The organism is Streptomyces sp. NPDC058295, assembly GCF_042880655.1.
GTDB classification, from domain to species: domain Bacteria; phylum Actinomycetota; class Actinomycetes; order Streptomycetales; family Streptomycetaceae; genus Streptomyces; species Streptomyces coriariae.
On the sequence record NZ_JBHVYO010000064.1, the window covers coordinates 1 to 24964 of the forward strand.

Below are 24964 nucleotides of genomic sequence, written 5' to 3' on the forward strand. Positions count from 1 at the left end.
GGCGGGGCGCGCGGCCGCGCCCCCGCGGCCGCCCCGCCCCCCCCCGCGGCGACCCCGCCCTAGGCGGGACCGGCTCCGCGGCTCCAGGAGGCCCGTGCGACCTGGCGCGTCAGTCTCCTGGCGCGCCACCCCGTCACGCGGTCCGCGTACACCGTGCCCTCCAGGTGGTCCGCCTCGTGCTGCAAGCATCTGGCAAAGAATCCGGTGCCGTGCACGGTGATCGGCTCGCCCCTCACCGTGAACCCCTCGACCACCGCGTGGTCGTGGCGCTCCGTGCCCGCCTCCAGACCCGGCAGGGACAGACAGCCCTCCGGGCCGCGCAGGACGATGCCGTCGGCCTCCACCAGCCGGGGATTCACCACATGGCCCAGGTGACGGACGTCCTCGTCGTCGGGACAGTCGTAGACGAAGACCCGCAGCGCCTCGCCCACCTGGTTCGCGGCGAGGCCCACGCCCTGGGCCGCGTACATCGTGGCGAACATGTCCTCGACCAGGCGGGCGAGTTCGGGGCCGAAGTCGGTGACGTCCTCGCAGCGGGTGTGCAGGACGGGGTCGCCGAGCAGGGAGAGGGGCCGGACGCGCCCGTGGGCGCCCGGGATGGAGCCGTGTCGCATGGCGGCAAGGGTACGGTCCTTTCTGACACGCGCATGCCGCTCACGGGCGTGAGGTGGTGCCGGGATTCGGGAGTGCGAATGGATCTCGATAGGCTGACCACCCACCACGTTGCCGTACGGCAGAGGCGCGGCGCGTACGCAAGGAGGATCGAGAACTGATGGCAGGCAACTCGGACCCGCTCACGCCGCGGGCCAAGATCGCCGTGACCGCCGGCAAAGCGGTCGCGGCGGCGTCGCGCGCCGCGGGGCGCGGCAGCGGTTCGGTGATCGGCGGCCGGGTGGCGCTCAAACTCGACCCCGACCTTCTCGCCCGGCTCGCGCAGAACCTGGACGTCATCCTCGTCTCGGCGACCAACGGCAAGACCACCACCACGCGGCTGATCGCCGAGGCACTGCGCGCCGCCGGGCCGGTCGTGTCCAACGCGCTCGGCGCCAACATGCCGGCCGGCATCACCTCGGCCCTCGCGGGCGGTTCGGACGCCAAGTACGGCGTCATCGAGGTCGACGAGAAGTACCTCGCGGGCGTGGCCCGGGACACCGCCCCCAAGTGCATCGCGCTGCTCAACCTCTCCCGTGACCAGCTGGACCGCGCGGCCGAGACCCGCATGCTCGCGGAGAACTGGCGTGAGGGGCTCGCCGGTTCGAAGGCCGTCGTGGTCGCCAACGCCGACGACCCGCTCGTGGTGTGGGCCGCCTCCTCCTCCCCCAACGTGATCTGGGTCGCCGCCGGGCAGATGTGGAAGGACGACGCCTGGTCGTGCCCGTCCTGCGGCGGTGTCATGCAGCGGCCCGGCGACGACTGGTTCTGCGGCGAGTGCGGGTTCCGGCGTCCGACGCCGAGCTGGGCGCTGTCCGGGGACCACGTGCTCGACCCGCACGGGTCCGCCTGGCCGATCCACCTCCAGCTGCCGGGCCGCGCCAACAAGGCCAACGCCGCCTCCTCCGCCGCCGTGGCCGCCGTCTTCGGGGTGCCGCCGCAGGTGGCGCTGGAGCGGATGTACTCCGTGCAGGCCGTCGCCGGACGCTATGACGTCGTCCAGTTCCAGGGTCGTGACCTGCGGCTGCTGCTCGCGAAGAACCCGGCGGGCTGGCTCGAGACGTTCAGCCTGATCGATCCGCCGCCCACCCCGGTGATCCTCTCGGTCAACGCGCGCGGCGCCGACGGCACCGACACCTCCTGGCTGTGGGACGTCGACTACACGCGGCTGACCGGCCACCCGATCTTCGTCGTCGGTGACCGGAAGCTGGACCTCGCGGTGCGTCTGGAGGTCGCCAACCAGCACTTCCAGGTGTGCGAGAACCTCGACCAGGCCGTGCAGCAGGCACCGCCGGGCCGGATCGAGGTCATCGCGAACTACACCGCGTTCCAGGACCTGCGCCGCCGCGTCGGCAACTGACCACTAAGGACGTTTCCATGAGCGACAACCAACTGCGGCTGGTGTGGATCTACCCGGACCTGCTGAGCACCTACGGCGACCAGGGCAACGCCCTGGTCGTCGAGCGCCGCGCCCGGCAGCGCGGCCTGGACGTGGCGCGCCTCGACGTGCGCAGCGACCAGCCGATCCCGACCTCCGGTGACATCTACCTCATCGGGGGCGGCGAGGACCGGCCGCAGCGACTCGCGGCGGAGCGGCTGCGCCGGGACGGTCACCTGTACCAAGCGGTCCAGAACGGCGCGATCGTCTTCGCGGTGTGTGCCGGGTACCAGATCCTGGGCCACGAGTTCGTCAACGACCTCGGCCAGCGCGAGCCCGGTCTCGGCCTGCTGGACGTGACCACGACGCGCGGCGAGGGCGAGCGGTGTGTCGGCGACGTCCTCGGGGACATCGACCCGCGGCTCGGTCTGCCCCCGCTGACCGGCTTCGAGAACCACCAGGGCGTCACCCACCTCGGCCCGACCGCCCGCCCGCTCGCCCGCGTCTCGCTCGGCAAGGGCAACGGCACCGGCGACGGTACCGAGGGCGCGTACAACGACACCGTGTTCGGCACGTACATGCACGGCCCCGTGCTCGCCCGCAACCCGCTGATCGCGGACCTGCTGCTGAAGCTGGCGCTGGACGTGAACGCGCTGCCGCCGATCGACGACCACTGGTACGAGGCGCTCCGCAACGAGCGCATCTCGGCCGCGCAGCAGCCTGCGTAGCAGCGGCCCGCGCAGGCCCGGCCCAGCGGCCGCCTGCTCGGACGCTGTTGCGCGGCAGCCTGCGTGACCGTGTGTTCACCTGATTTTCAGGGTGTCGTCAGCAGCCCGTCTGACGGTGCATCCGCACAGGTGAGCAGGCACGTCCAGCAGGCGGACGCGTGCTTCGGCCCCGCCCCCTCATGCCGCTAGGGTGGCGGGGATTCGAGCCGGACAATGTGGTCCGGACCGGCCCACGTGGAGAAGGTTGTTTCGGGCTATGCGCATTGGTGTCCTCACGTCCGGCGGCGACTGCCCCGGCCTGAACGCCGTCATCCGGTCCGTCGTGCACCGTGCCGTCGCCGACCACGGCGACGAGGTCATCGGCTTCCGGGACGGCTGGAAGGGCCTCCTGGAGTGCGACTACCTCAAGCTCGACCTCGACGCGGTGGGCGGCATCCTCGCCCGCGGCGGCACGATCCTCGGCTCCTCCCGGGTCCAGCCCTCGCATCTGCGGGACGGCGTGGAGCGGGCCAGGGGCCATGTCGCGGAGCTCGGCCTCGACGCGATCATCCCGATCGGGGGTGAGGGCACGCTCAAGGCGGCGAAGCTGATGTACGACAGCGGGCTGCCCATCGTGGGCGTGCCGAAGACCATCGACAACGACATCGCCGTCACCGACGTCACCTTCGGTTTCGACACGGCGGTCGGGGTCGCGACCGAGGCGCTGGACCGGCTGAAGACCACCGCCGAGTCCCACCAGCGGGTGCTCGTCGTCGAGGTCATGGGACGGCACACCGGCTGGATAGCGCTCCAGTCCGGCATGGCGGCCGGCGCCCACGCCATCGTCGTACCGGAACGGCCCTTCGACATCGACGAGCTGGCCCGGCGGGTCGGCGAGCGGTTCGAGGCGGGCAAGCGGTTCGCGATCGTCGTCGCGGCCGAGGGCGCGAAGCCGAAGGCCGGCAGCATGGCCTTCGACGAGGGTGCGAAGGACATCTACGGGCACGAGCGGTTCGCCGGGATCGCCCGGCAGCTCTCCATCGAGCTGGAGTCCCGGCTCGGCAAGGAGGCCCGGCCGGTCATCCTGGGGCATGTGCAGCGGGGCGGCACGCCGACCGCGTACGACCGGGTGCTCGCCACGCGGTTCGGCTGGCACGCGGTGGAGGCGGTGCACCGGGGCGAGTTCGGGAAGATGACGGCCCTGCGCGGGACGGACATCGTGATGGTGCCGCTGGCGGACGCGGTCGCGACGCTCAAGACCGTTCCCGAGGACCGGTACGAGGAGGCGGAGACCGTGCTCTAGCCCCGTCCGGTCGGGTGCGGGTCCGCCGTGACGGCCCCGCGCCCCTGGGAGAGGGCCGTTGCCCCCGGTGACAGAGGTCGCCGGGGGCTTCTCTACTCTGGTGGGCGGCAGGAAACGTACAACCCCCCACGAATCAGGAGCCGGCGGCATGGGACACAGCGGGCACGGCATGACCATGGATCTGCCGCCGTTCACGCTGGGGCGGGGCCTTCAGTGGTCGGCGGACCCGTTCTTCCTCGTCGGCTGTCTGGTGGGGCTGGGGCTCTACGGCTGGGGCGTCCTGCGGCTGCGCAGGCGCGGGGACGCGTGGCCGGTGGGGCGGACCGTGTCGTTCGTCGTCGGGGTGCTGACCATCGGGCTCGTCATGTGCACCCGGCTGAACGACTACGGCATGGTCATGTTCAGCGTGCACATGGTGCAGCACATGGTGATCAGCATGCTGTCGCCGATCCTGATCCTGCTGGGCGCGCCGATGACGCTGGCGCTGCGTGCGCTGCCGGCCGCCGGGCGGGGTCGCAAGGGGCCGCGTGAGCTCCTGCTGATGCTGCTGCACAGCCGCTACATGCGGATCGTCACCCATCCCGCGTTCACCATCCCGCTGTTCATCGCGAGCCTGTACGCGCTGTACTTCACGCCGATCTTCGACTTCCTGATGGGCTCCCGGGCGGGGCACCTCGCGATGATGGTGCACTTCCTCGCCGTCGGTGTGGTGTTCTTCTGGCCGATCATCGGCGTGGATCCGGGGCCGGACCGGCCGGGCTATCTGATGCGGATGCTGGAGCTGTTCGCGGGCATGCCGTTCCACGCGTTCTTCGGCATCGCGCTGATGATGGCCTCGCAGCCGATGGTCGAGACGTTCGAGAACCCGCCCGCCTCGCTCGGCATCGACGCGCTCTCCGACCAGAACGCGGCCGGCGGCATCGCCTGGGCGTTCAGCGAGATCCCGTCGGTGCTGGTGCTGATCGCGCTGCTCTTCCAGTGGTACGGCTCCGAGCAGCGGCAGGCCAAGCGCAAGGACCGGGCCGCGGACCGCGACGGCGACCAAGAGCTGGAGGCGTACAACGCCTATCTTGCGTCGCTCGACACACACGGGCGCTGAACCCGGGGCACCATGGAGGGGACGCGCCCTGCGGAGGGCGGCCCCGAGGAAGGTGTCGCGATGGCAGGTACCACGGACAGTTCCACGAAGACCATGGGGGTGCTCACCGTCGGCGGACTCGTCGCGGTGACCGCCTACACGGTGGCGCTCGGCAGCAACGGCTGGCTGTGGTTCGGCTGGGTCGTGCTGGGGCTGATCACGCTCGCCATGATCATGACGCGGCCCGGCCCTGGCCACCGGTGAGGCGGGCCGCCGAGTGGACGCCCGGCTGGTACTTCGGCAGCCGGGCGGTGATCTTCATCCCCGCCCCCAGGGCCGTCTCGATGACCAGGCCGTAGTCGTCGCCGTACACCTGGCGGAGCCGGTCGTCCACGTTGGACAGGCCGATGCCCCCCGAGGGGCTCACCTCGCCGGCCAGGATGCGGCGCAGCGCGACCGGGTCCATGCCGGCGCCGTCGTCCTCGATGACGACCAGGGCCTCGGCGCCGGCGTCCTGGGCGGTGATCTGGATGTGGCACCGGTCGGCCTTGCCCTCCAGGCCGTGTTTGACGGCGTTCTCCACGAGCGGCTGGAGGCAGAGGAAGGGCAGGGCCACCGGGAGGACCTCGGGGGCTATCTGGAGGGTGACGGCGAGGCGGTCGCCGAACCGGGCCCGGACCAGCGCCAGGTAGTGGTCGATGGCGTGCAGTTCGTCGGCGAGGGTGGTGAAGTCGCCGTGCCTGCGGAACGAGTAGCGGGTGAAGTCGGCGAACTCCAGGAGCAGCTCGCGGGCGCGTTCGGGGTCGGTGCGGACGAACGACGCGATCACCGCGAGCGAGTTGAAGACGAAGTGCGGGGAGATCTGGGCGCGCAGGGCCTTGATCTCCGCCTCGATCAGTTTCGTACGGGACTGGTCGAGGTCCGCCAGCTCCAGCTGGACGCTCACCCAGCGGGCCACCTCCCCGGCCGCCCGGACCAGGACGGCGGACTCGCGGGGCGCGCAGGCCACCAGGACGCCGTGCACCCGGTCGTCGACGGTGAGCGGGGCGAGCACGGCCCAGCGGACGGGGCAGTCGGCGTGTTCGCAGGTGAGCCGGAAGGCCTCGCCGCGCCCGCTCTCCAGGGGGCCGGCCAGCCGTTCCATGATCTCGGTGCGGTGATGTGAGCCCACGCCGTCCCAGACCAGCACCTCGCTCTCGTCGGTCAGGCACAGCGCGTCCGTGCCGAGCAGGGTGCGCAGTCTGCGGGCCGATCTGCGGGCCGTCTCCTCCGTGAGGCCCGCCCGCAGCGGGGGTGCGGCGAGCGAGGCGGTGTGCAGGGTCTCGAAGGTGGCGTGCTCGACGGGGGTGCCCAGGCCGCCCAGGTTCTCGGGGCGGGCGGTGCGGCGGCCCAGCCAGAAGCCCGCGGCGAGGAAGGGGAGGATCGCGATGCAGACGCCCGCCAGGAACCCGCTCATGACTTCGCCTCCGCCGCTCGCAGCTCTTCCGTGCGCAGTTCCTCGGGCAGGTGGAACCGGGCCAGGATCGCCGCGGTGCCGGCCGGGACCCGCCCCGGGGTGGCCAGGGACACCAGGATCATGGTGAGGAAGCCGAGCGGTACGGACCACAGCGCGGGCCAGGCGAGCAGCGCGTGCAGGCCGCCCGTGCCGGGGAAGCCCGCCATGGTCGCGGCGACGGCGGCGAACGCCGAACCGCCGCCCACCAGCATCCCGGCGGCCGCGCCGGGCGGGGTCAGCCGTCGCCACCAGATGCCGAGGACGAGGAGCGGGCAGAAGGAGGACGCGGACACCGCGAAGGCCAGCCCCACCGCGTCGGCCACCGGCAGCCCGCCCACCAGCGGGCTCGCGGCGAGGGGTACGGCCATGGCGAGCCCGGTGCCCAGCCGGAAGTGCCGGACGCCCCGGGTCGGCAGGACGTCCTGGGTGAGCACGCCGGCGACGGCCATCGTCAGCCCGGACGCGGTGGACAGGAACGCGGCGAAGGCTCCCCCGGCGACCAGCGCGCCCAGCAGGTCGCCGCCGAGCCCGCCGATCACCCGGTCGGGCAGCAGCAGCACGGCCGCGTCGGCGTCGCCGCTGAGGGCCAGCTCGGGGGCGTAGAGGCGGCCCAGGGCGCCGTAGACGGGCGGCAGCAGGTAGAAGGCGCCGATCAGGGCGAGGACGGCGACCGTGGTGCGGCGGGCGGCGACTCCGTGCGGGCTGGTGTAGAAGCGGACGACGACGTGCGGCAGGCCCATGGTGCCGAGGAAGGTCGCGAGGATCAGGCCGTAGGTGGCGTACAGGGGGCGTTCCTCGCGGCCGGCGGCGAGGGAGGTGGACATGCCGCCGTTGCTGCCCCGTTCGGCGACGGGGACGGCGGTGCCCTCGGCGAAGGTGAGGCGGGTGCCCCGCTCGATGTGGTGGGTGCCGACGGGGAGCCGGAGCACGGCGTCCTGGTGCGGGCGGCCGTCGACGCGGCCGTCCACCGTCACGGTCAGGGGGCGGTCCAGTCTGAGGTCGAGGGTGTCGTCGACCCGGACGACGCGCTGGTCGCGGAAGGTGGCCGGTTCTCCGAAGGCGTCGCGGGGCGCGCCGTCGCCCTGCCAGGCGAGGACGAGGAAGAGGGCCGGGACCAGGAGGGCGGTGAGCTTGAGCCAGTACTGGAAGGCCTGTACGAAGGTGATGCTGCGCATGCCGCCGGCGGCGACGATCGCGGTGACGACGACCGCGACGATCAGCCCGCCGAGCGAGTCGGGGGCGCCGGTCAGGACGGTCAACGTCAGCCCCGCGCCCTGGAGTTGGGGCAGCAGGTAGAGCCAGCCGACGCCGACCACGAAGGCGCCCGCGAGCCGCCGCGACGACTGAGAGCCGAGGCGGGCCTCGGCGAAGTCGGGGAGGGTGTAGGCGCCGGAGCGGCGCAGCGGGGCCGCGACGAAGAGGAGCAGCACCAGATAGCCGGCGGTGTAGCCGACCGGGTACCAGAGCATGTCAGGCCCCTGGACCAGGACCAGCCCCGCGATGCCGAGGAAGGAGGCGGCGGAGAGGTACTCACCGCTGATGGCGGCCGCGTTGAGGCGCGGGCCGACGGTGCGGGAGGCGACGTAGAAGTCGGAGGTGGTGCGGGAGATACGCAGGCCGAAGGCGCCGACGAGGACGGTCGCGACGACGACGAGCGCGACGGCGGGGACGGCGAAGGCCGAGTTCATCGGTCCTCGACCAGGCGTATGAAGTCCCGCTCGTTGCGTTCGGCGCGACGCACGTACCAGCGGGCGAGCAGCACGAGCGGGGCGTAGAGACAGAAGCCGAGGACCGCCCATTCGAGGCGGTGGGCGTCGGGCATCGCCGCGAAGAGCAGCGGCAGCGGGCCCACGAGCAGGGTGAGGACGGCGAACACCGCGAGCGCGGCCCGCAGTTGGGAGCGCATCAGGGAGCGGACGTAGGTGTGACCGAGGGTGGTCTGCTCGTCGATCTCGGTGCGCGGCCGGTAGTAGCCGGAGGCGCGCAGGGTACGACGGACGGGCCCGGTGACGACGACACGCCGCTCGGCGGGGTCCTGGTGGGGCACGGTCAGGGCCTCCTCATCAGCAGGTCGCGCAGCTCTCGGGCGTGGCGGCGGCTGACCTGGAGCTCCTCGCCGCCTACCAGGACGCTCACCGTGCCCGCGTCCAGGCGGAGTTCGCCTATGTGGCGCAGCGCGACGAGATGGCGGCGGTGGATGCGGACGAAGCCGCGGGCCCGCCAGCGCTCCTCCAGGGTGGACAGCGGGATCCGGACCAGGTGGCTGCCGCGGTCGGTGTGCAGCCGGGCGTAGTCGCCGCGGGCCTCGACGTGGGTGATGTCGTCGACGGCGACGAAGCGGGTCACCCCGCCGAGTTCGACGGGTATGTGGTCCGGGTCGGGCTCGTGCACGGGGATGCGCGCGGCGGCGCCGCGCCGTTCGGCGGCTCTGAGTTCGACGGCGCGGCGGACCGCCTCGGCGAGCCGTTCCTTGCGGACGGGTTTGAGGACGTAGTCGACGGCCTTGAGGTCGAAGGCCTGGACGGCGAAGTCCTCGTGGGCGGTGACGAACACGACCAGGGGCGGCCGCGCGAAGCCGGTGAGGAGCCGGGCGAGGTCGAGGCCGTCGAGGCCGGGCATCTGGATGTCCAGGAAGACCACGTCGATGGCTTCGGGGCCGTCGGGTCCGGACTCCAGGGCGCGGTTGATGCGGCGCAGCGCCTCGGTCGCGTCGCCGGCGCCCTCCGCGGTGCCGATCCGGGGGTCCGCGGTGAGCAGGTAGAGCAGCTCCTCCAGCGAGGGGCGTTCGTCGTCGACGGCGAGGGCGCGCAGCATGAAGGTGGAGTGTAGGGGCGATCCGCACGAGTGGACATGCACCGGGGTGTGGACGTATGCGCTGGATACAGTGCCCGCATGAACAGCGCGCCCGCCCCTTTCGACGAACTCGACCGGAAGATCGTCACCGCTCTGATGGCGAACGCCAGGACCAGCTTCGCCGAGATCGGGACGGCCGTCGGTCTGTCCTCGACGGCGGTCAAGCGCCGGGTGGACCGGCTGCGGGAGACCGGGGTGATCACGGGTTTCACGGCCACCGTGCAGCCGTCGGCACTCGGCTGGCGCACGGAGGCGTACGTGGAGGTGTACTGCGAGGGCGCCGCGCCCCCCAGACGCCTCGCGGAGGTGGCGCGCAACCATCCGGAGATCACCGCGGCGATGACGGTGACGGGTGGGGCGGACGCGCTGCTGCATGTGCGGGCGCGGGATGTGGAGCACTTCGAGAACGTGCTGGAGCGCATCCGGTCCGAGCCCTTCATCCGGAAGACGATCAGCGTAATGGTGCTGTCCCATCTGCTGCCGGACAGCCCCGAGGCGGGCGCGAGCCAGCCCGCTCCCGAATAAACCTGCGATGGCGCAGTGAACCTGCGTTGACCAGGCACATCACGCAGCATTCCTGCGTCGACGCGCAATGCTTGTTCCTTGTCGGGCGTCCCGGTCAGTTCCTACCTTGGTGTCAACCCCCAGTGGACTCCGCAGGAAAAGGGAAAGGTGGAGGTACCTCACTGTGACCGAAACCCGTGTGCGGCGCCCTCGGCGCTTCCTCGTCTGTGAACCCAGACATTTCGCCGTGCAGTACGCGATCAACCCCTGGATGCGTCCCGACAGCCCCGTCGACGTCGACCTCGCCCAGGAGCAGTGGCAGGGGCTGATCCGCGCCTACCGGGCCCACGGCCACACCGTGGACACCGTGGAGCCGGCCCCCGGCCTCCCGGACATGGTCTTCGCCGCGAACTCGGCGGTCGTGGTGGCGGGCCGGGTCTTCGGCTCCCTGTTCCACGCGCCCGAGCGGCGGCCCGAGTCCGTCCACTACGACACCTGGTTCAAGGCGGCGGGCTACGACGTCCACCGGCCGGATTCCGTCTGCGAGGGCGAGGGCGACCTGGTGTGGACGGGCCGGTACGTGCTGGCCGGCACCGGCTTCCGGACGACCCGTGAGGCACACCGGGAGGTGCAGGAGTTCTTCGGTCACCCGGTGATCAGCCTGACCCTGGTGGACCCGCACTTCTACCACCTGGACACGGCGCTGTTCGTCCTGGACGACGACAACATCTCGTACTACCCGGAGGCGTTCTCCTCCGGCAGCCGTGAGGTGCTCGCCCGGCTGTATCCGGACGCGGTTCTGGCCACCCGCGACGACGCCATGGTGTTCGGCCTGAACTCGGTCTCCGACGGGCGCCATGTCTTCATCGCGCCCCGGGCCGAGGCACTCGCCTCCCGTCTCACCGAGCGCGGCTATGTCCCCGTCCCCGTCGACCTCTCGGAGTTCCAGAAGGCCGGCGGCGGCATCAAGTGCTGCACCCAGGAGATCCGTTCATGACCGCACCCGTCGTCCCGACGCGCACCTCCGCCGATCTGATCCGCGCCGAGGAGCCCGTCCTCGCGCACAACTACCATCCGCTGCCCGTGGTCGTCGCCGGCGCCGAGGGTGCCTGGGTGACGGACGTCGAGGGCCGCCGCTACCTCGACATGCTGGCCGGCTACTCGGCCCTCAACTTCGGCCACCGGCACCCGCTGCTGATCGAGGCGGCCCACCGCCAGCTGGACCGTCTCACCCTCACCTCCCGTGCCTTCCACAACGACCGCCTCGCCGAGTTCGCCGAGCGGCTCGCGGGGCTGACCGGCCTGGACATGGTCCTGCCGATGAACACGGGCGCGGAGGCGGTCGAGAGCGGCATCAAGGTGGCCCGCAAGTGGGCGTACGAGGTGAAGGGCGTACCCGCCGACCGGGCGACCATCGTCGTGGCCGCCGAGAACTTCCACGGCCGTACGACGACGATCGTGAGCTTCTCGACGGACGAGACGGCGCGGGCGGGCTTCGGACCGTTCACCCCCGGCTTCCGGATCGTGCCGTACAACGACCTGGCCGCGCTGGAGGCTGCCGTCGACGAGACGACGGCGGCGGTGCTGATCGAGCCGATCCAGGGCGAGGCGGGCGTCGTCATCCCCGACGACGGCTATCTGGCCGGGGTCCGGGAGCTGACCCGCCGCAGGAACTGCCTGTTCATCGCGGACGAGATCCAGTCCGGGCTCGGCCGTACCGGGCGGACGCTCGCCGTGGAGCACGAGGGGGTCGTGCCGGACGTGCTGCTGCTCGGCAAGGCGCTGGGCGGCGGCATCGTGCCGGTGTCGGCGGTGGTGGCCCGGCGGGAGGTGCTGTCGGTGCTGCGGCCGGGCGAGCACGGGTCGACGTTCGGCGGCAATCCGCTGGCCGCCGCGGTGGGCACGGCGGTGGTGGACCTGCTGGAGACAGGTGAGTTCCAGCGCCGGGCGACCGAACTGGGCGTGGTCCTGCGGGACGGGCTGACCGGGCTGGTCGGCAAGGGCGTCGTCGGCTTCCGGGCGCGCGGGCTGTGGGCGGGTGTCGACGTGGACCCGGCCCTGGGCACCGGCCGCGAGGTGAGCGAGCGCCTCATGCGAAAGGGCGTCCTGGTCAAGGACACCCACGGCTCGACCATCCGGCTGGCGCCGCCACTGACCATCACCGGCGAGGAACTGGGCTCGGCGCTGGCCGCCTTGGAGAGCGTGCTGACGCGCGACGTCTGAGGGACGCGCCCCGCGAGGGGCGCGGATTCCCGGCCGCGCCGGCGCGCGGCCACCGCCTCCCGGGTGGCTCGGCCGCTGTCGTGCAGGCAGGGTGAAGATTGAGTCAGGAGGTGGTAGACCACTCTCAGCTACAGAGAGGTCGGCCGTGGGCACACACGACGAGGACGACGTTGCCCGCCGGTGGTTCGACGTGGCGGACACCGCCCCCCTGCTGCTCGACGCTCGGGGGGTGGTGACGAGTTGGACCAGGGAAGCCGAGCACATGCTGGGGTATCCGGCCACCGAGGCGGTGGGCGAGGACCTGGCCGGACTGCTCGCCCACGGGGACGCCGGACGACTGGCGTACGTCATCGAGCGGTGCCGTCGGGACGGCGGCTGGGCCGGGCTGCTGTCCGCCCGCCGCCGGGACGGGCGGCCGGTGTCCGTGATGGCGCGGTTCACCTCGGCCCGTGAGCCCGGCGGCAGCGCGCGCTGGCTGGTCCTGCTGAACGAGATGGCCGACGCCCCCGGCTGGGACATGAGCCGCGCGGTGCTGGAGCAGATGATCGGCGGCTCCCCGATCGGTATCGCGATGGTCGACTCCGACCTGCGTTTCGTGTGGTCGAACGCGGCCCTGACCCAGTTCGGCGGCGGTCCGCCCGAGAGCCGGCTCGGGCTGCGGCTGGCCGAGGTCCAGCCGGGGATGAACTCCGAGGCGATCGAGGCACAGATGCGACGGGTGCTGGCGACCGGCGAGCCGGTGCTCGGCTACGAACTCGTGGGGCGGGTACGGGCGGCGCCGCACCGCGAGACGGCGCACATGCTGTCGTTCACCCGCCTGGACGACGAGCACGGCGCCCCGATGGGCGTCTACTACACGGTCGTGGACATGACCGAGCGGCATCGCGCCCGGCAGCGGCTCGCCCTGCTCGACCGGGCCGGCCGGCGCATCGGCCGCAGCCTGGACATCGCCCGGACCGCTCAGGAACTGGCGGACGTGGCGGTGCCGGGGTTCGCCGACCTCGTCACCGTGGACCTGCTGGAGCCGGTGTTGCGGGGCGCGGAGCCCTCGCCCGGCCAGGCCTGGGACGACGCGGACGCCTCCGTCACCCTGCGCAGGGCGGGACGGCGGGCGACCGGCGATCCCGGGGTCGCGACCGACAGCCGCGAGGTCGTGCACCGGGGCGGCTCGCCCGCGGTGCGCTGTCTGGCCGGCGGGCGGCCCTGGCGGACCGAACGGCTCGATCCGCTCGACCCCCTCGATCCGCTCACCGAGGAGTGGATCGCGGGCCTGCCCGCCGGTACCGAGCCGCCCAGTGCCCTGATCGTGCCGGTCCGGGCGCGTGGCGTCACCCTCGGCGTGACCACGTTCCTGCGGCGCCACCGGCACGAACCCTTCGGCGAGGACGATCTCGCGCTCGCCGAGGACCTCGTCTCCCGGGCGGCCGTCTGCGTGGACAACGCGCGCCGCTACACGCGCGAGCGCGACGCGGCCCTCGTGCTCCAGCGCAATCTGCTCCCCCGCCGGCTGCCCGAGCAGGACGCGGTCGAGGTGGCCGCCTGCTACCGGCCGGCCGACGAGCTCACCGGTCTCGGCGGCGACTGGTACGACCTGATCCCGCTGTCGGGTGCGCGGGTGGCGCTGGTCGTCGGCGAGGTGCCCGGGCACGGCATCGACGCCGCCGCGGCCATGGGGCGCGTACGGACCGCCGTGCGCACCCTGGCCGCCCTTGACCTGCCGCCGGCGGAGATCCTCGCGCACCTCGACGACCTGGTCGCCCGCATGGACGACGAGGAGGGCGTGGCGGCCGATTCGGAGCCGCGGGAACCGCGGTCGGACGGTGCCCGGACCGTGGGCGCCGCGTGCGTGTACGTCGTGTACGACCCCGTCGACGGGCGATGCGTGATGGCCGCGGCGGGGCACCCCGCCCCGGCCGTCGTCCTGCCCGACGGCACCGTCACGTTCATCGAGCTGCCCCAGGGGCCGCCGCTCGGCGCGGGCGGGCCGCCCTTCGAGTCGGCCGAGGTGACCCTGCCGGAGGGCAGCACGCTGGCGCTGCACACGGACGGTCTGCTGGCCCGGGGCGAGCGCTGGGCGCTGGACACCGACCGGGAACGGCTGCGGCAGGCCCTGGAGCAGTCGGCGGACACGCTCGAGCTGCGCTGCGGGACGGTGATCGACGCCCTGGTCCCGGCCCGTCCGTACGACGACGTGGCCCTGCTGATGGCCCGGACCCGTCGGCTACCGGCCGAGCGGGTCGCCGACTGGGAGCTGCCCGCCGACCCGGCCGCGGTGGCCGAGGCCCGCAAGACCGCGAGCCGCCGGCTGGCGGAGTGGGGTCTGGCCGACCTGTCGTTCACCACCGAGCTGGTCGTGAGCGAGCTGGTCACCAACGCCATCCGGTACGCCACCGGACCGATCCGGCTGCGGCTGATCCGCGAGCGCACCCTGCTCTGCGAGGTCTTCGACGGCGGCACCACCGCACCGCATCTGCGCCATCCGCGCGCCACCGACGAGGGCGGCCGCGGGCTGCTGCTGGTCTCGCAGGTCACGCAGCGGTGGGGCACCCGCTTTCTCCCCGAGGGAAAGATCATCTGGGCCGAGCAGTCGCTCACGGATCCCGACGCCTGACCGGCTCCGCGGAGCGGTCCGCCCACCCCATTCTTCACATCACATGAGAAAATGGCGCAAGACCGGCGGATGGGGCGCGGCCATGAACGACAGGGCGATCGACTACACGGCGGTGTTCCAGGCGTTGCCGGGCGCGGTGGCGCTGTTGACGCCCGAGCTGGTGTACGCGGACGCCAACCGGGAGTTCCTGCGCGTGTCCGGCCGTAGGCGCGAGCAGTTGATCGGCCGGCATGTCTTCGAGGTCTTCCCCGACAACCCCAACAACGACGGGGCCGCGAGCGGCATGCGCAATCTGGAGGCCTCGCTGCAGCGGGTGCTGGCCACCGGCGAGCGGGAGGCCATGGCGCTCCAGCGGTACGACGTCGAGTCGAGCGAGCGGCCCGGCGAGTGGGACGAGCGCTACTGGAGCCCCGTCAACGCGCCCGTGTACGGGCCGGACGGCTCGGTGGTGCTGATCGTGCACCGGGTCGAGGAGGTCACCGAGCTGATCCGGGCCCGCGGCCGCCGCGGGACGGGCGGGGACGGAGCGCGGGCGGGCAGCCGGGGCCGTGTCCTGGAGGCCGAGCTGTACACCCGCGCCCGCGAGCTCCAGGAACTCAACGAGCGGCTGCGGCTGGCCCACGCCCGTGAGCGCGAGGTGGCCCTCGCCCTCCAGGAGGCGATGCTGCCCGCCGGCCGGCAGGTCGGGCACCACCGGGCCGCCGTGCGCTACCGGCCGGCGGTCGGCGCGCTCAACGTGTGCGGGGACTGGTACGACCTGGTGGACCTCGTCGGCGGCAACCGCATCGGCGTGTCGGTCGGCGACGTCGTCGGGCACGGTCTGGAGGCCGCCGGGGTGATGGGCCAGCTGCGCAGCGCGCTCAGCGCGGCCTCCCGGGTCGCGGCGGGCCCGGCCGAGGCGCTGAACGTCCTCGGGCGGTACGCGCACGTCGTGGACGGCGCCGAATCGGCCACCGCGGTCACCACGTTCATCGACTTCGACCACCACATCATCACCTACAGCAGCGCCGGGCACCCCCCACCCATGCTCGTCCACACCGACGGCCGGGTGGAGTTCCTCGACCGGGCCACCGACCCCCCGCTCGACGCCCGGCCCACGCCGGTCCCCCGGCCCCAGGCACGCACCGCCTACGACAGCGGCGCCACTCTCGCCCTGTACACCGACGGACTCGTGGAACGGCGGCGCGAGGACATCGACACGGGCCTCGCCCGCCTCGCCGACGCCCTCGCGCGCCACCGGGAGTCGGACCCGGAGTCCCTCGCCGACGCCGTCCTGCTGGAGTTGCTGCCGCCCGGCGGCGCGACCGACGACACGGCGCTGGTGATCGTGCGGCTGTGAGGGTCCGCGGCCGTGAGAAGCCCTCGTCCCTACGCCTCGTCAATCACGTCGGATTCGTCAGTCACGTCGACCTCGCCGGCCTCGTCGGATTCGTGGCCCGAAAGAACCACCCGGTTCGACGGTCGGCGCGGCCGCGGCCCGGTCGATGGCCGGCCCGGTCGTACGCGAGCCGAAATTCGACGGAGGCGCGCTTTCACTGATTCCGAGGCGAATCCGCACGCAATCACCTGCGTCGGCGTGTCGAGCCGTGTCACAGCACCTGCCGCGGCGGCGGAAAGTATTTTGATGAATTACCGGAAAAGCGCGTCCCGACCCTGCGGGGTTACCGAGAGGGCAGACTTTTCGGATCCTTCGGCCTCCGGGCCCATACGGAAGATGTACGTAAAGGCGATGCGGCCGTCAGGGGAACTTCCGGGTGTCAGCGCCTGAGCGCACATGTGGCCCACTTCCAGGGGAAGCTGAACAAGTTGGTGGCATTACGTGTCCGAGCCGGCGGGATCTCTTGTCAGGCGGATCGAGCGTTGGCGAATATGCATGAGGCCGAGGGCTCGCAGCGAGCGGTTCTTCGCGCGGCTTCGCCCCGCGCTTCCGCACAGTCGGCCCCGGCACCTACACTTACAGCCCACGACTTACCGGCTGACCAGCCGGAACACGGCGGTTGGGCGAACCCGCTGGAGTGAGGAGCCACCCTTTGTTCTACTACGTGCTCAAGTACGTCTTGCTGGGCCCCCTGCTGAGACTGGTCTTCCGACCGCGGATCGAAGGCCTCGAGCACGTACCGGAGTCGGGTCCGGCGATCGTCGCCGGGAACCATCTGTCGTTCTCGGACCACTTCCTGATGCCCGCGATCCTCAAGCGCCGCATCACCTTCCTCGCGAAGGCCGAGTACTTCACGGGCCCCGGCATCAAGGGCCGGCTGACCGCCGCCTTCTTCCGCAGCGCGGGCCAGATCCCGGTCGACCGCTCCGGCAAGGAGGCCGGCCAGGCCGCGATCCGTGAGGGCCTCGGCGTGCTGAGCAAGGACGAACTGCTCGGTATCTACCCGGAGGGCACCCGCTCCCATGACGGCCGCCTGTACAAGGGCAAGGTCGGGGTGGCCGTGATGGCGCTCAGGGCTCAGGTCCCCGTCATCCCCTGCGCGATGATCGGCACCTTCGAGGCACAGCCGCCCGGCAAGGTGATCCCGACCCTGCACCCCGTGGCGATCCGCTTCGGCAAGCCCCTCGACTTCTCCCGCTACCTCGGCATGGAGAACGAGAAGGCGGTGCTGCGCGCGATCACCGACGAGATCATGTACGCGATCCTGACGCTGTCCGAGCAGGAGTACGTGGACCAGTACGCGGCCGACGCCAAGGCGGAGGCGCAGGCGGCCGCCAAGGCGGCCAAGGCGGAGCGGGAGCGCAAGTTCCCGCGCCTGCCGTCGCGTTGACGTTCCATCACTGGCTGATGCCTCGCCAAGACGCCTGAAAGGGCGGCCGGATCGCTCCGGCCGCCCTTCGCTGTCGCTCAGGCGGTTACGGCTTGGGCGTGGCGTGCGGCGCGCAGGTCACGTCCGCGGTGTCCAGCTTGCCGGTGAGCAGGTAGGCGTCCACCCGGGAGTTGATGCAGGTGTTCACCAGGCCGGTCACTCCGTGGGAGCCGGCGTCCTTCTCGGTGATCAGGCGGGAGCCCTTGAAGCGCTTGTGCAGTTCGACGGCACCCTCGTACGGGGTGGCCGCGTCATCCGTGGACTGCACGATGAGCACCTGCGGCAGGCCCTTGTGGGTCTTGACGTCCACCGGGGTCTGCTGCTTGACCGGCCAGTAGGCGCACGGCAGGTTCATCCACGCGTTGGCCCAGGTCATGAACGGGTAGTCCTTGTTGAGCCGCGTGTTGTCGCTGTTCCACTTCCGCCAGCTGGTGGGCCACTTGGCGTCGGTGCACTCGACGGCGGTGTAGACGGCGTTGCCGTTCTCCGAGGAGATGTTGCCGGCCGTGTCGGTCAGGTCCGGGGCGGCCGCGTCGACGAGCGCCTGGGTGTCTCCCGCGAAGTACTTGCTGAAGACGGTGGCGACCGGGACCCACGAGGAGTCGTAGTACGGGGCACTCTGGAAGAAGGAGATCAGCTCGGCCGGACCGACGATCCCGCCGATCGGGTTCTTCTTCGCGGTGGCGCGCAGTTCGAGCCACTTGGCCTGGACGGCGGCGCGGGTGGTGCCGAGGTGGAAGGTCGCGTCGTTGGCGGCGACCCAGTCCTGCCAGTCCTTCCAGCGTCCCTCGAAGGCGACGTCCTGGTCGAGGTTGGCCTCGTACCAGATCTTCTCGCGAGAGGGGTTGACCACGCTGTCGACGATCATGCGACGCAGGTGGCCCGGGAACATGGTGCCGTAGACGGCGCCGATGTAGGTGCCGTAGGAGACACCCAGGAAGTTGAGCTTCTTCTCGCCCAGGGCGGCACGGATGACGTCCAGGTCGCGGACGGTGTTCGGGGTGGTCATCTGCGCCAGCACGGCCTTGCCGCTGCGCTCGGCGCATCCGTCCGCGTACTCACGGGCGAGTTTGATCTGGGCGAGCTTGTCGGCCTCGCTGTCCGGGACCGGGTCGGCCTTCGGCGCCTTGACGAACTCCTGCGGGTCGATGCAGGAGATGGGCGCGGAGTGGCCGACCCCGCGCGGGTCGAAGCCCACGAAGTCGTAGGCCTTCGCCACGTTGGTCCAGACGGGGGCCTTGGTGGTGACGCGGCGCGGGAAGCGCAGGCCCGAGCCGCCGGGGCCGCCGGGGTTGTACACGAGCGCGCCCTGGCGCTCCGCGGCGGTGCCCGTGTTGCCGATGCGGTCGACGGCCAGCTTGATCTGCTTGCCGTTCGGCTTGGCGTAGTCGAGCGGCACGGTGACCCAGCCGCACTGGATCGGCTTCTCCAAGCCCCAGTCGGCAGGGCAGTCCTGCCAGTTGATGCCGGCCTTGCCGGCGCGCTCCGCTGCGATCGCGGCTCCGCGCGCCTCCCGGTCCTGCCCCGGACGGCCGCTGGTCGCGCTGGCCGTGGGCGCCGCGAATGCGCCGGCGAGCATCGTCGCGGCGACGAGTACGCCGGCCGAGCCGAGCGCCGTGGTGCGCTTGTTCGGTCGTATGTCCTTCAAGTGGGAACTCCCCTACCTGGTGATGGCGGCATGGGGATCCTCGCGGCTGTGAGGCACCTGAGAAAAGGTGTCGTTGACCTTCTTTGCCAATCCGATAACCGGAAAGTGATGTACCGCTCACCGGATGTCGACATCGGCGAGCGCTTCGTCCAACGCCCGCCGCAGCCGCAGCGCGTCGGGCGCGACGGCGGTGACGAGTGCCGCCGGCCCGGCCAGCGGCATGACACGGGCGTGCTCACCGACGTTCCGGGCCTTCGTCGGAGCCTTGAGGAACTCAGGGCGCACGACGACGAGTTGACCCACCGCACGATACTCCGCCAGGACGGCGGGCCCGTCCCAGCCGCCGGGCGCGCCGGGCCCGCAGGCCAGTTCCTGATCGAGGACGACCCGCCCGGCGACCCGGACGGTGAGTCGGCTGGTCAGCCTCCCCGGCTCCTCCCCCACCCGGCCGAGCACCTGCTCCTCGCGCAGGACGAGCCGGGCGTCGGCCCCGAGCTCGGCCCGGGTGGTGACGAACAGATCGCTCCCCTTCGCCGAGATCAACTGCTCGGGCAGCCAGCGCAGTTCACCACCGTCGGCGACCGTGAGGCGTACGTCGTAGTGGGCCTCGTCCTTCGCCTGCCCCGGCAGGGCGATGGTGGCGGCGGCCGAACCGACGTGCAGCCGGGCGCCGTTGCCGACCTCGGCCTCGACGGCGAAACGGTCGCCGCCGAGAGGCCCGCTCATCGCGCCGACGAGCATGACGCGCGCCTCGCCCGCGGTGCCCCGGGTGCGACGCAGGGCGAGCGGGCCGTCGCTCTCGAGGACGGGCAGGGAGGTCCCCCCGCGTCCGTCGTCCCTCGCCGCGATCCGCGCGGTGGCGTGCACTCCGCTCATGTCACGCCGTCCAGGCGGCGAACTGGGCCCGCACCCACGCGGCGACGTCCGAGACACCGCCCTCGCCGCGCAACGACTGGAAGACGACCGGCAGTTCGGCCCGCTGGGCCTTGGCGTCGGCGGCCATCCGGGCGAGGTCGGAGCCGACGTACGGCGCGAGGTCGGTCTTGTTGACGACGAGCAGGTCGGCCGTGGTGACACCGGGCCCGCCCTTGCGGGGGATGTCGTCCCCGCCCGCGACATCGATGACGAAGATCTGCGCGTCCACCAGGCCCTTGGAGAAGGTCGCGGTCAGGTTGTCGCCCCCGGACTCGACGAGGATCAGGTCCAGCGGGCCGACCTCGTCCTCCAGGTCCTCCACGGCCTCGAGATTGGCGGAGATGTCGTCCCGGATCGCGGTGTGCGGACAGGCGCCCGTCTCGACGGCCGTGATCCGCTCGGGCGGCAGCACGGCCTCCCGGAGCAGGAACTCGGCGTCCTCTCGGGTGTAGATGTCGTTGGTGACGACGGCGAGGGACAGGTCGTCCCGCAGGGTGCGGCAGAGCGCGGCGACGGTGGCGGTCTTGCCGGACCCGACGGGACCGCCGAGCCCGATACGGAGGGCGCGCCGCGAGCCGTCGGTCCGACGGGCGTCGGCGCCGACGGCGGCGGGCCCCTGGTGGGAGTGGTCAAGATGCACAACGGCTCCTATTCGCCCAGGCTGGGTGATTCAGCCCGTCCGGCGTTTGAGGACGAGGCCCGTTTCAGGGCCGGACGGGGTCTGGGGGCAGCGCCCCCGGGTCGGGAAGGGGTCGGCGGGGGCGGGACCCTCACGAGGCGAACAGCCGCACCGGCCAGCCGGCATGCGCCTCCGCCCCGATCTCCAGCAGCGGCGCCGAAGCCGCCGGCAGCGCGTCGACGCCCCGGGTCGGCACGGCCGCCCCGCAGGACACCGCCCGGTCGACCACCCGGTCCAGCTCCGGCGCCAGCCGGGCCAGCACCGCCGTCGCCTCGAACGGGTCCAGGCTCAGCAGCCGCACCACGGCCGTCGCCGGTCCGCTCACGCTCTCGTAGACCGCGCAGTACGCGGCGTCCGCCGCCCCGAGCCCGGCCGCCCGCGCGGTCAGCCCCAACACCACCGGCTGATGTGCCCCCTTGGGAAACTCCCGTGCCAGGGCGTCGAGTTCGGTGCTCGGCCAGGCCGCCCGGGCGGCCCGCATCAGCTGCCGGCCCAGTTTCCTGGCGGTCAGCCGAAGCGCCGGGGACGGGGTGCGGGCGTCCGCCGCCGCGTCCAGCTCCGCCGGGTCACCCCCGGCCGCGGCGGCGGCCGCCAGCGCGGCGGTCACCAGCCCCGCGGTGTGCAGCCTCCCGCGGAGGAAGGCCTCCAGGCTCGTCGCGCCGGTGATCCGTCCGGCCCTGACGGCCTCCTCCGCCCCGCCGGAGTGCGCGTGTCCTCCGGCGGGGAAGCGGCCGTCGGCCAGGACGAGCAGTGCTGCCCTTGTCACATCGACGTCCTCAGAACAGAGATCGGCATCGGCATCAGAACAGGAAGTAGCGCTGTGCCATGGGCAGTTCGGCGGCCGGAGTCGCCTCGACCAGCTCTCCGTCGATGTGCACGGCGAAACTGTCGGGGTCGACCTGGACGCGCGGCCGGGCGTCGTTCTCCCGCATGTCCGCCTTGGTGACTCCGCGCGTGGACTCGATGGCGACGAACTTCTTGCCCAGTTGCAGACGCTCCGGCAGTCCGTCCTCGATCGCGAGCGGCGCCACGAAGTTGAACGAGTTCGACGCGGGTGCCCGGCCGATCGCGCCGTACATCGGACGCGGCAGGATCGGCTGCGGCGTCGGGATCGAGGCGTTGGCGTCGCCCATCTGCGCGTACGCGATCTGCCCGCCCTTGATCACGAGGTGCGGCTTGACGCCGAAGAACGCCGGCTCCCACAGCACCAGGTCGGCGAGCTTGCCGCCCTCGACCGAGCCGATCTCGCGGGCCAGGCCCTGCGCGAGCGCGGGGTTGATCGTGTACTTGGCGATGTAGCGGCGTACCCGGTGGTTGTCCGCCCGGCCGTCGCCCGGCAGGGAGCCCCTGCGCCGCTTCATGACGTGCGCCGTCTGCCAGGTCCGCAGGATGACCTCGCCGACCCGGCCCATGGCCTGCGCGTCCGAGGAGATGATCGAGATCGCCCCGAGGTCGTGCAGGACGTCCTCGGCGCCGATCGTCGACGGCCGGATCCGCGACTCGGCGAACGCCAGGTCCTCGGGGACGGCCGGGTTGAGGTGATGGCACACCATCAGCATGTCGAGGTGTTCCTCGGCGGTGTTCACCGTGTACGGCCGTGTCGGGTTGGTGGAGCTCGGCAGCACGTGCGGCTCGGAGACCACGGTCATGATGTCCGGCGCGTGCCCGCCGCCCGCACCCTCGGTGTGGTACGCGTGGATACCGCGGCCGGCGATCGCGGCGAGCGTGTCGCCGACGAACCCGGCCTCGTTGAGGGTGTCCGTGTGGATCGCCACCTGGATGCCCGTCCGGTCGGCGACGGTCAGCGAGGCGTCGATGACGGCCGGCGTCGAGCCCCAGTCCTCGTGCAGCTTCAGACCGAGCGCCCCGCCCCGGATCTGCGACAGCATCGCGTCCTGCGAGACGGTGTTGCCCTTGCCGAGGAAACCGATGTTCAGCGGGTACTGCTCCATCGCCTCCAGCATCCGCGCGAGATGCCACGGGCCGGGCGTCACGGTGGTCGCCTTCGAGCCCTCGGCCGGCCCGGTGCCGCCACCGACCAGCGTGGTGACACCGGCGGACAGCGCCTCGTCGGCGATCTGCGGACAGATGAAGTGGACATGCGCGTCGACCGCGCCGGCGGTCAGGATCCGTCCGTTGCCGGCGATGATCTCGGTCTCCGGGCCGATGACCAGGTCCGGGTGGACCCCGTCCATCGTGTCCGGGTTGCCGGCCTTGCCGATACCGGTGATGCGCCCGTCGCGGATGCCGACGTCGGCCTTCACCACACCCCAGTGGTCGACGACGACCGCGCCCGTGATGACGGTGTCGGGCGTACCGTCCGCGCGGGTGGCGCGGGACTGTCCCATGGACTCACGGATGACCTTGCCGCCGCCGAAGACCGCCTCCTCACCGGCGAGTCCGGGGCCGCCGCAGCGGTCCTCCTCGATCTCGATCAGCAGGTCGGTGTCGGCGAGCCGGATGCGGTCGCCCGTCGTCGGGCCGAACAGGTCCGCGTACGCGGCACGCGAGATCTCAGGCATCGAGGGCACCTCCGGTCTCCCCGCGCAGACCCGGCACGACGCGGGCGCCGGCGAGGGGGACGAGTTCGACGTCGACGGGGATCCCGGGTTCGAAGCGCACGGCGGTGCCGGCGGCGACGTTCAGCCGCAGGCCGCGCGCGGCGGCGCGGTCGAACTCCAGACCGGGGTTGGCCTCGGCGAAGTGGTAGTGGGAGCCGACCTGGACGGGCCGGTCGGCGGCGTTGAGGACGGTGAGCCGGGTGACCTCGCGCCCCTCGTTGTAGACGACCGGGTCCGCGGCGAACAGGATCTCTCCGGGAATCATCGAGGCCCCCTCAGACGATCGGGTCGTGGACGGTGACCAGCTTGGTGCCGTCCGGGAAGGTGGCCTCGACCTGGACGTCGTGGATCATCTCGGGGATGCCCTCCATGACGTCGTCGCGGGTGAGCAGCTTGCGGCCGGAGGACATGAGCTCGGCCACCGTGCGGCCGTCACGCGCGCCTTCGAGGATGTGCGCCGTGATGAGGGCCACGGCCTCCGGGTGGTTGAGCCGCAGCCCGCGGGCCCGGCGCTTCTCGGCGACGTCGGCCGCCACGTGGATCAGCAGCCTCTCCTGCTCGTGCGGGGTCAGTTGCACGTCCCACCTCACATCCTCGCTCCGGACCGTGCGGGGCCCGGCTGCCGCGGCCACGGGGAAAAGACCCTGGTGGCATGGATCGGCAGGCTAGTTGGACCGCATTTCGAGCAAGTTAACCGAGCCGTGATCGATTCAGGCCCCCGACAGCGGGGCCGACACGCTCATCAACGCGCGCAGCCCGTCACGCAGCACCTCCACGGGGACGGGCCCGTACAGCGACTGCTGGACGAGGAAGCCCAGCACGACGGCGATCATCGTGCGCGCCACATGGTCGGGCGCCACATCGGAGCGCATCATCCCGGCCTGCTGGTAGGCGATGACGATCCGCCCCCACGCCTCGCGCACCCCTTGGTATCCCTCGCTCAGGACCGCCGCCAGCTCGGCGTTGCGCAGCGTCTCCGTCCACACCTGGATCACCAGCCGGGGGAAGGCCGACTGCCCGTCGACGGTCAGGTACTCCTGGGAGGCGAGGACCCGGCGGAGGACCGAGGACACGAGGTCGTCGGGGGTGGGCGGCGGAATGTGCCGGCTCTCCTCCTCGAAGGCCTCGCGGACCAGGCCCAGCACCTCGCCGACGATCGCGGCGATGAGCTCCTCCTTGCCGCTGAAGTAGCGGTACACCGCCCCGGCGGACAGGTCGACCTCCTTCAGCACGTCCTGCATGGACGTGGCGTGGAAGCCGTTGCGGGCGAAGCAGATCGACGCGCCGTCGAGGATCTGCCGGCGGCGGGCGTCGAGATGTGCCTGGGATACACGGGCCATGGCGCCCAACGTAGAACGAACATTCCTTCTTGACAAGAAGCCGTCCCGGCGGGACGGTGTGGACGAGAGATAAAACGAACGATCCTTCTTTTTAGCCCTCGGGCCCCCACCGCCCGTCCGCAGCCCGACCGGTCCGCAGCCTCACCAGTACCACCGCCGACCGCCCTCCGCCCGGCCGACCGCCCTCCGCCCATCCACAGCCCCGCCCCGT

General features: G+C 71.9%; 24 protein-coding genes. 11 read left to right on the forward strand and 13 right to left on the reverse strand.

Going from position 1 to position 24964, the window contains the following annotated elements; translation table 11 throughout:
• Window positions 1-59: 59 nt before the first annotated feature.
• A complete protein-coding gene (gene def / locus ACFVYS_RS39150; RefSeq protein WP_389510036.1) occupies window positions 60-614 on the reverse strand; it encodes a peptide deformylase in 555 nt (184 codons plus the stop codon).
• Between the two features lie 158 nt (window positions 615-772).
• Between def and ACFVYS_RS39155 the strand changes: the two genes are divergently transcribed.
• The 5 genes from ACFVYS_RS39155 to ACFVYS_RS39175 all read left to right on the forward strand — a co-directional run bounded on the left by ACFVYS_RS39155 (window position 773) and on the right by ACFVYS_RS39175 (window position 5381).
• A complete protein-coding gene (locus ACFVYS_RS39155; protein WP_389510038.1) occupies window positions 773-2011 on the forward strand; it encodes a MurT ligase domain-containing protein in 1239 nt (412 codons plus the stop codon).
• A gap of 17 nt (window positions 2012-2028) precedes the next feature.
• Window positions 2029-2757 carry a type 1 glutamine amidotransferase gene (locus ACFVYS_RS39160; protein ID WP_062646406.1) on the forward strand — a complete coding sequence of 243 codons (729 nt, stop codon included), beginning with the start codon at window positions 2029-2031 and terminating at the stop codon, window positions 2755-2757.
• A 256-nt stretch (window positions 2758-3013) separates the two neighbouring features.
• A complete protein-coding gene (locus ACFVYS_RS39165; RefSeq protein WP_389510040.1) occupies window positions 3014-4039 on the forward strand; it encodes a 6-phosphofructokinase in 1026 nt (341 codons plus the stop codon).
• A 148-nt stretch (window positions 4040-4187) separates the two neighbouring features.
• On the forward strand, window positions 4188-5138 hold the full coding sequence (locus ACFVYS_RS39170) for a cytochrome c oxidase assembly protein (protein ID WP_389510042.1): 951 nt from the start codon (window positions 4188-4190) through the stop codon (window positions 5136-5138).
• Window positions 5139-5198: 60 nt separating this feature from the next.
• Window positions 5199-5381 (forward strand): hypothetical protein, encoded by a 183-nt coding sequence (locus tag ACFVYS_RS39175; RefSeq protein ID WP_020131614.1) that lies wholly within the window; start codon window positions 5199-5201, stop codon window positions 5379-5381.
• Here the strand turns inward: ACFVYS_RS39175 and ACFVYS_RS39180 are convergent.
• From ACFVYS_RS39180 to ACFVYS_RS39195, 4 genes are read right to left on the reverse strand one after another with little or no spacing between them, the layout of a single operon-like run.
• A complete protein-coding gene (locus ACFVYS_RS39180; protein ID WP_389510044.1) occupies window positions 5350-6573 on the reverse strand; it encodes a sensor histidine kinase in 1224 nt (407 codons plus the stop codon). The genes ACFVYS_RS39175 and ACFVYS_RS39180 overlap by 32 nt on opposite strands.
• Entirely contained in the window at window positions 6570-8300 is a 1731-nt protein-coding gene (locus ACFVYS_RS39185; RefSeq protein WP_389510046.1) for a cation acetate symporter, read from the reverse strand. The genes ACFVYS_RS39180 and ACFVYS_RS39185 overlap by 4 nt, the downstream gene beginning before the upstream one ends.
• Entirely contained in the window at window positions 8297-8665 is a 369-nt protein-coding gene (locus ACFVYS_RS39190) for a hypothetical protein (protein WP_389510099.1), read from the reverse strand. Before ACFVYS_RS39190 ends, ACFVYS_RS39185 begins: the two co-directional genes overlap by 4 nt.
• Window positions 8662-9426 (reverse strand): LytR/AlgR family response regulator transcription factor, encoded by a 765-nt coding sequence (locus tag ACFVYS_RS39195; RefSeq protein WP_389510048.1) that lies wholly within the window; start codon window positions 9424-9426, stop codon window positions 8662-8664. The genes ACFVYS_RS39190 and ACFVYS_RS39195 overlap by 4 nt, the downstream gene beginning before the upstream one ends.
• 78 nt (window positions 9427-9504) lie before the next feature.
• Between ACFVYS_RS39195 and ACFVYS_RS39200 the strand changes: the two genes are divergently transcribed.
• The 6 genes from ACFVYS_RS39200 (at window position 9505) to ACFVYS_RS39225 (ending at window position 17571) form a co-directional block, all read left to right on the forward strand.
• Window positions 9505-9990, forward strand: coding sequence for an Lrp/AsnC family transcriptional regulator (locus ACFVYS_RS39200; protein ID WP_389510050.1), 486 nt, complete (start codon window positions 9505-9507; stop codon window positions 9988-9990).
• A gap of 163 nt (window positions 9991-10153) precedes the next feature.
• The gene (gene ddaH, locus ACFVYS_RS39205; protein ID WP_389510052.1) at window positions 10154-10966 is read left to right on the forward strand and encodes a dimethylargininase; all 813 of its coding nucleotides are present in this window, start codon (window positions 10154-10156) and stop codon (window positions 10964-10966) included.
• Complete coding sequence (gene rocD / locus ACFVYS_RS39210) at window positions 10963-12192, forward strand: ornithine--oxo-acid transaminase (protein WP_389510054.1); 1230 nt, start codon at window positions 10963-10965, stop codon at window positions 12190-12192. Before ddaH ends, rocD begins: the two co-directional genes overlap by 4 nt.
• A gap of 145 nt (window positions 12193-12337) precedes the next feature.
• Window positions 12338-14803, forward strand: a complete 2466-nt coding sequence (locus ACFVYS_RS39215) for a SpoIIE family protein phosphatase (RefSeq protein WP_389510056.1) — start codon at window positions 12338-12340, stop codon at window positions 14801-14803.
• Between the two features lie 82 nt (window positions 14804-14885).
• Complete coding sequence (locus ACFVYS_RS39220) at window positions 14886-16142, forward strand: PP2C family protein-serine/threonine phosphatase (RefSeq protein WP_389510058.1); 1257 nt, start codon at window positions 14886-14888, stop codon at window positions 16140-16142.
• Window positions 16143-16833: 691 nt separating this feature from the next.
• Window positions 16834-17571 carry a lysophospholipid acyltransferase family protein gene (locus ACFVYS_RS39225; RefSeq protein WP_389510060.1) on the forward strand — a complete coding sequence of 246 codons (738 nt, stop codon included), beginning with the start codon at window positions 16834-16836 and terminating at the stop codon, window positions 17569-17571.
• An 85-nt stretch (window positions 17572-17656) separates the two neighbouring features.
• Here the strand turns inward: ACFVYS_RS39225 and ACFVYS_RS39230 are convergent, their stop codons facing one another.
• The 8 genes from ACFVYS_RS39230 to ACFVYS_RS39265 form a co-directional block, all read right to left on the reverse strand.
• Window positions 17657-19189, reverse strand: a complete 1533-nt coding sequence (locus ACFVYS_RS39230) for an alpha/beta hydrolase (RefSeq protein ID WP_389510101.1) — start codon at window positions 19187-19189, stop codon at window positions 17657-17659.
• A gap of 186 nt (window positions 19190-19375) precedes the next feature.
• A complete protein-coding gene (locus ACFVYS_RS39235; protein WP_389510062.1) occupies window positions 19376-20134 on the reverse strand; it encodes an urease accessory protein UreD in 759 nt (252 codons plus the stop codon).
• Between the two features lies 1 nt (window position 20135).
• On the reverse strand, window positions 20136-20813 hold the full coding sequence (gene ureG, locus ACFVYS_RS39240; RefSeq protein ID WP_389510064.1) for an urease accessory protein UreG: 678 nt from the start codon (window positions 20811-20813) through the stop codon (window positions 20136-20138).
• Between the two features lie 130 nt (window positions 20814-20943).
• Window positions 20944-21618 carry an urease accessory protein UreF gene (locus ACFVYS_RS39245; RefSeq protein WP_389510066.1) on the reverse strand — a complete coding sequence of 225 codons (675 nt, stop codon included), beginning with the start codon at window positions 21616-21618 and terminating at the stop codon, window positions 20944-20946.
• Between the two features lie 34 nt (window positions 21619-21652).
• The gene (locus ACFVYS_RS39250; RefSeq protein WP_314219494.1) at window positions 21653-23374 is read right to left on the reverse strand and encodes an urease subunit alpha; all 1722 of its coding nucleotides are present in this window, start codon (window positions 23372-23374) and stop codon (window positions 21653-21655) included.
• Window positions 23367-23678 (reverse strand): urease subunit beta, encoded by a 312-nt coding sequence (locus tag ACFVYS_RS39255; protein WP_389510068.1) that lies wholly within the window; start codon window positions 23676-23678, stop codon window positions 23367-23369. Before ACFVYS_RS39255 ends, ACFVYS_RS39250 begins: the two co-directional genes overlap by 8 nt.
• A 10-nt stretch (window positions 23679-23688) precedes the next feature.
• Complete coding sequence (locus tag ACFVYS_RS39260) at window positions 23689-23991, reverse strand: urease subunit gamma (RefSeq protein ID WP_028807144.1); 303 nt, start codon at window positions 23989-23991, stop codon at window positions 23689-23691.
• A 132-nt stretch (window positions 23992-24123) separates the two neighbouring features.
• Entirely contained in the window at window positions 24124-24753 is a 630-nt protein-coding gene (locus tag ACFVYS_RS39265; protein ID WP_389510070.1) for a TetR/AcrR family transcriptional regulator, read from the reverse strand.
• Between the last annotated feature and the right edge of the window lie 211 nt (window positions 24754-24964).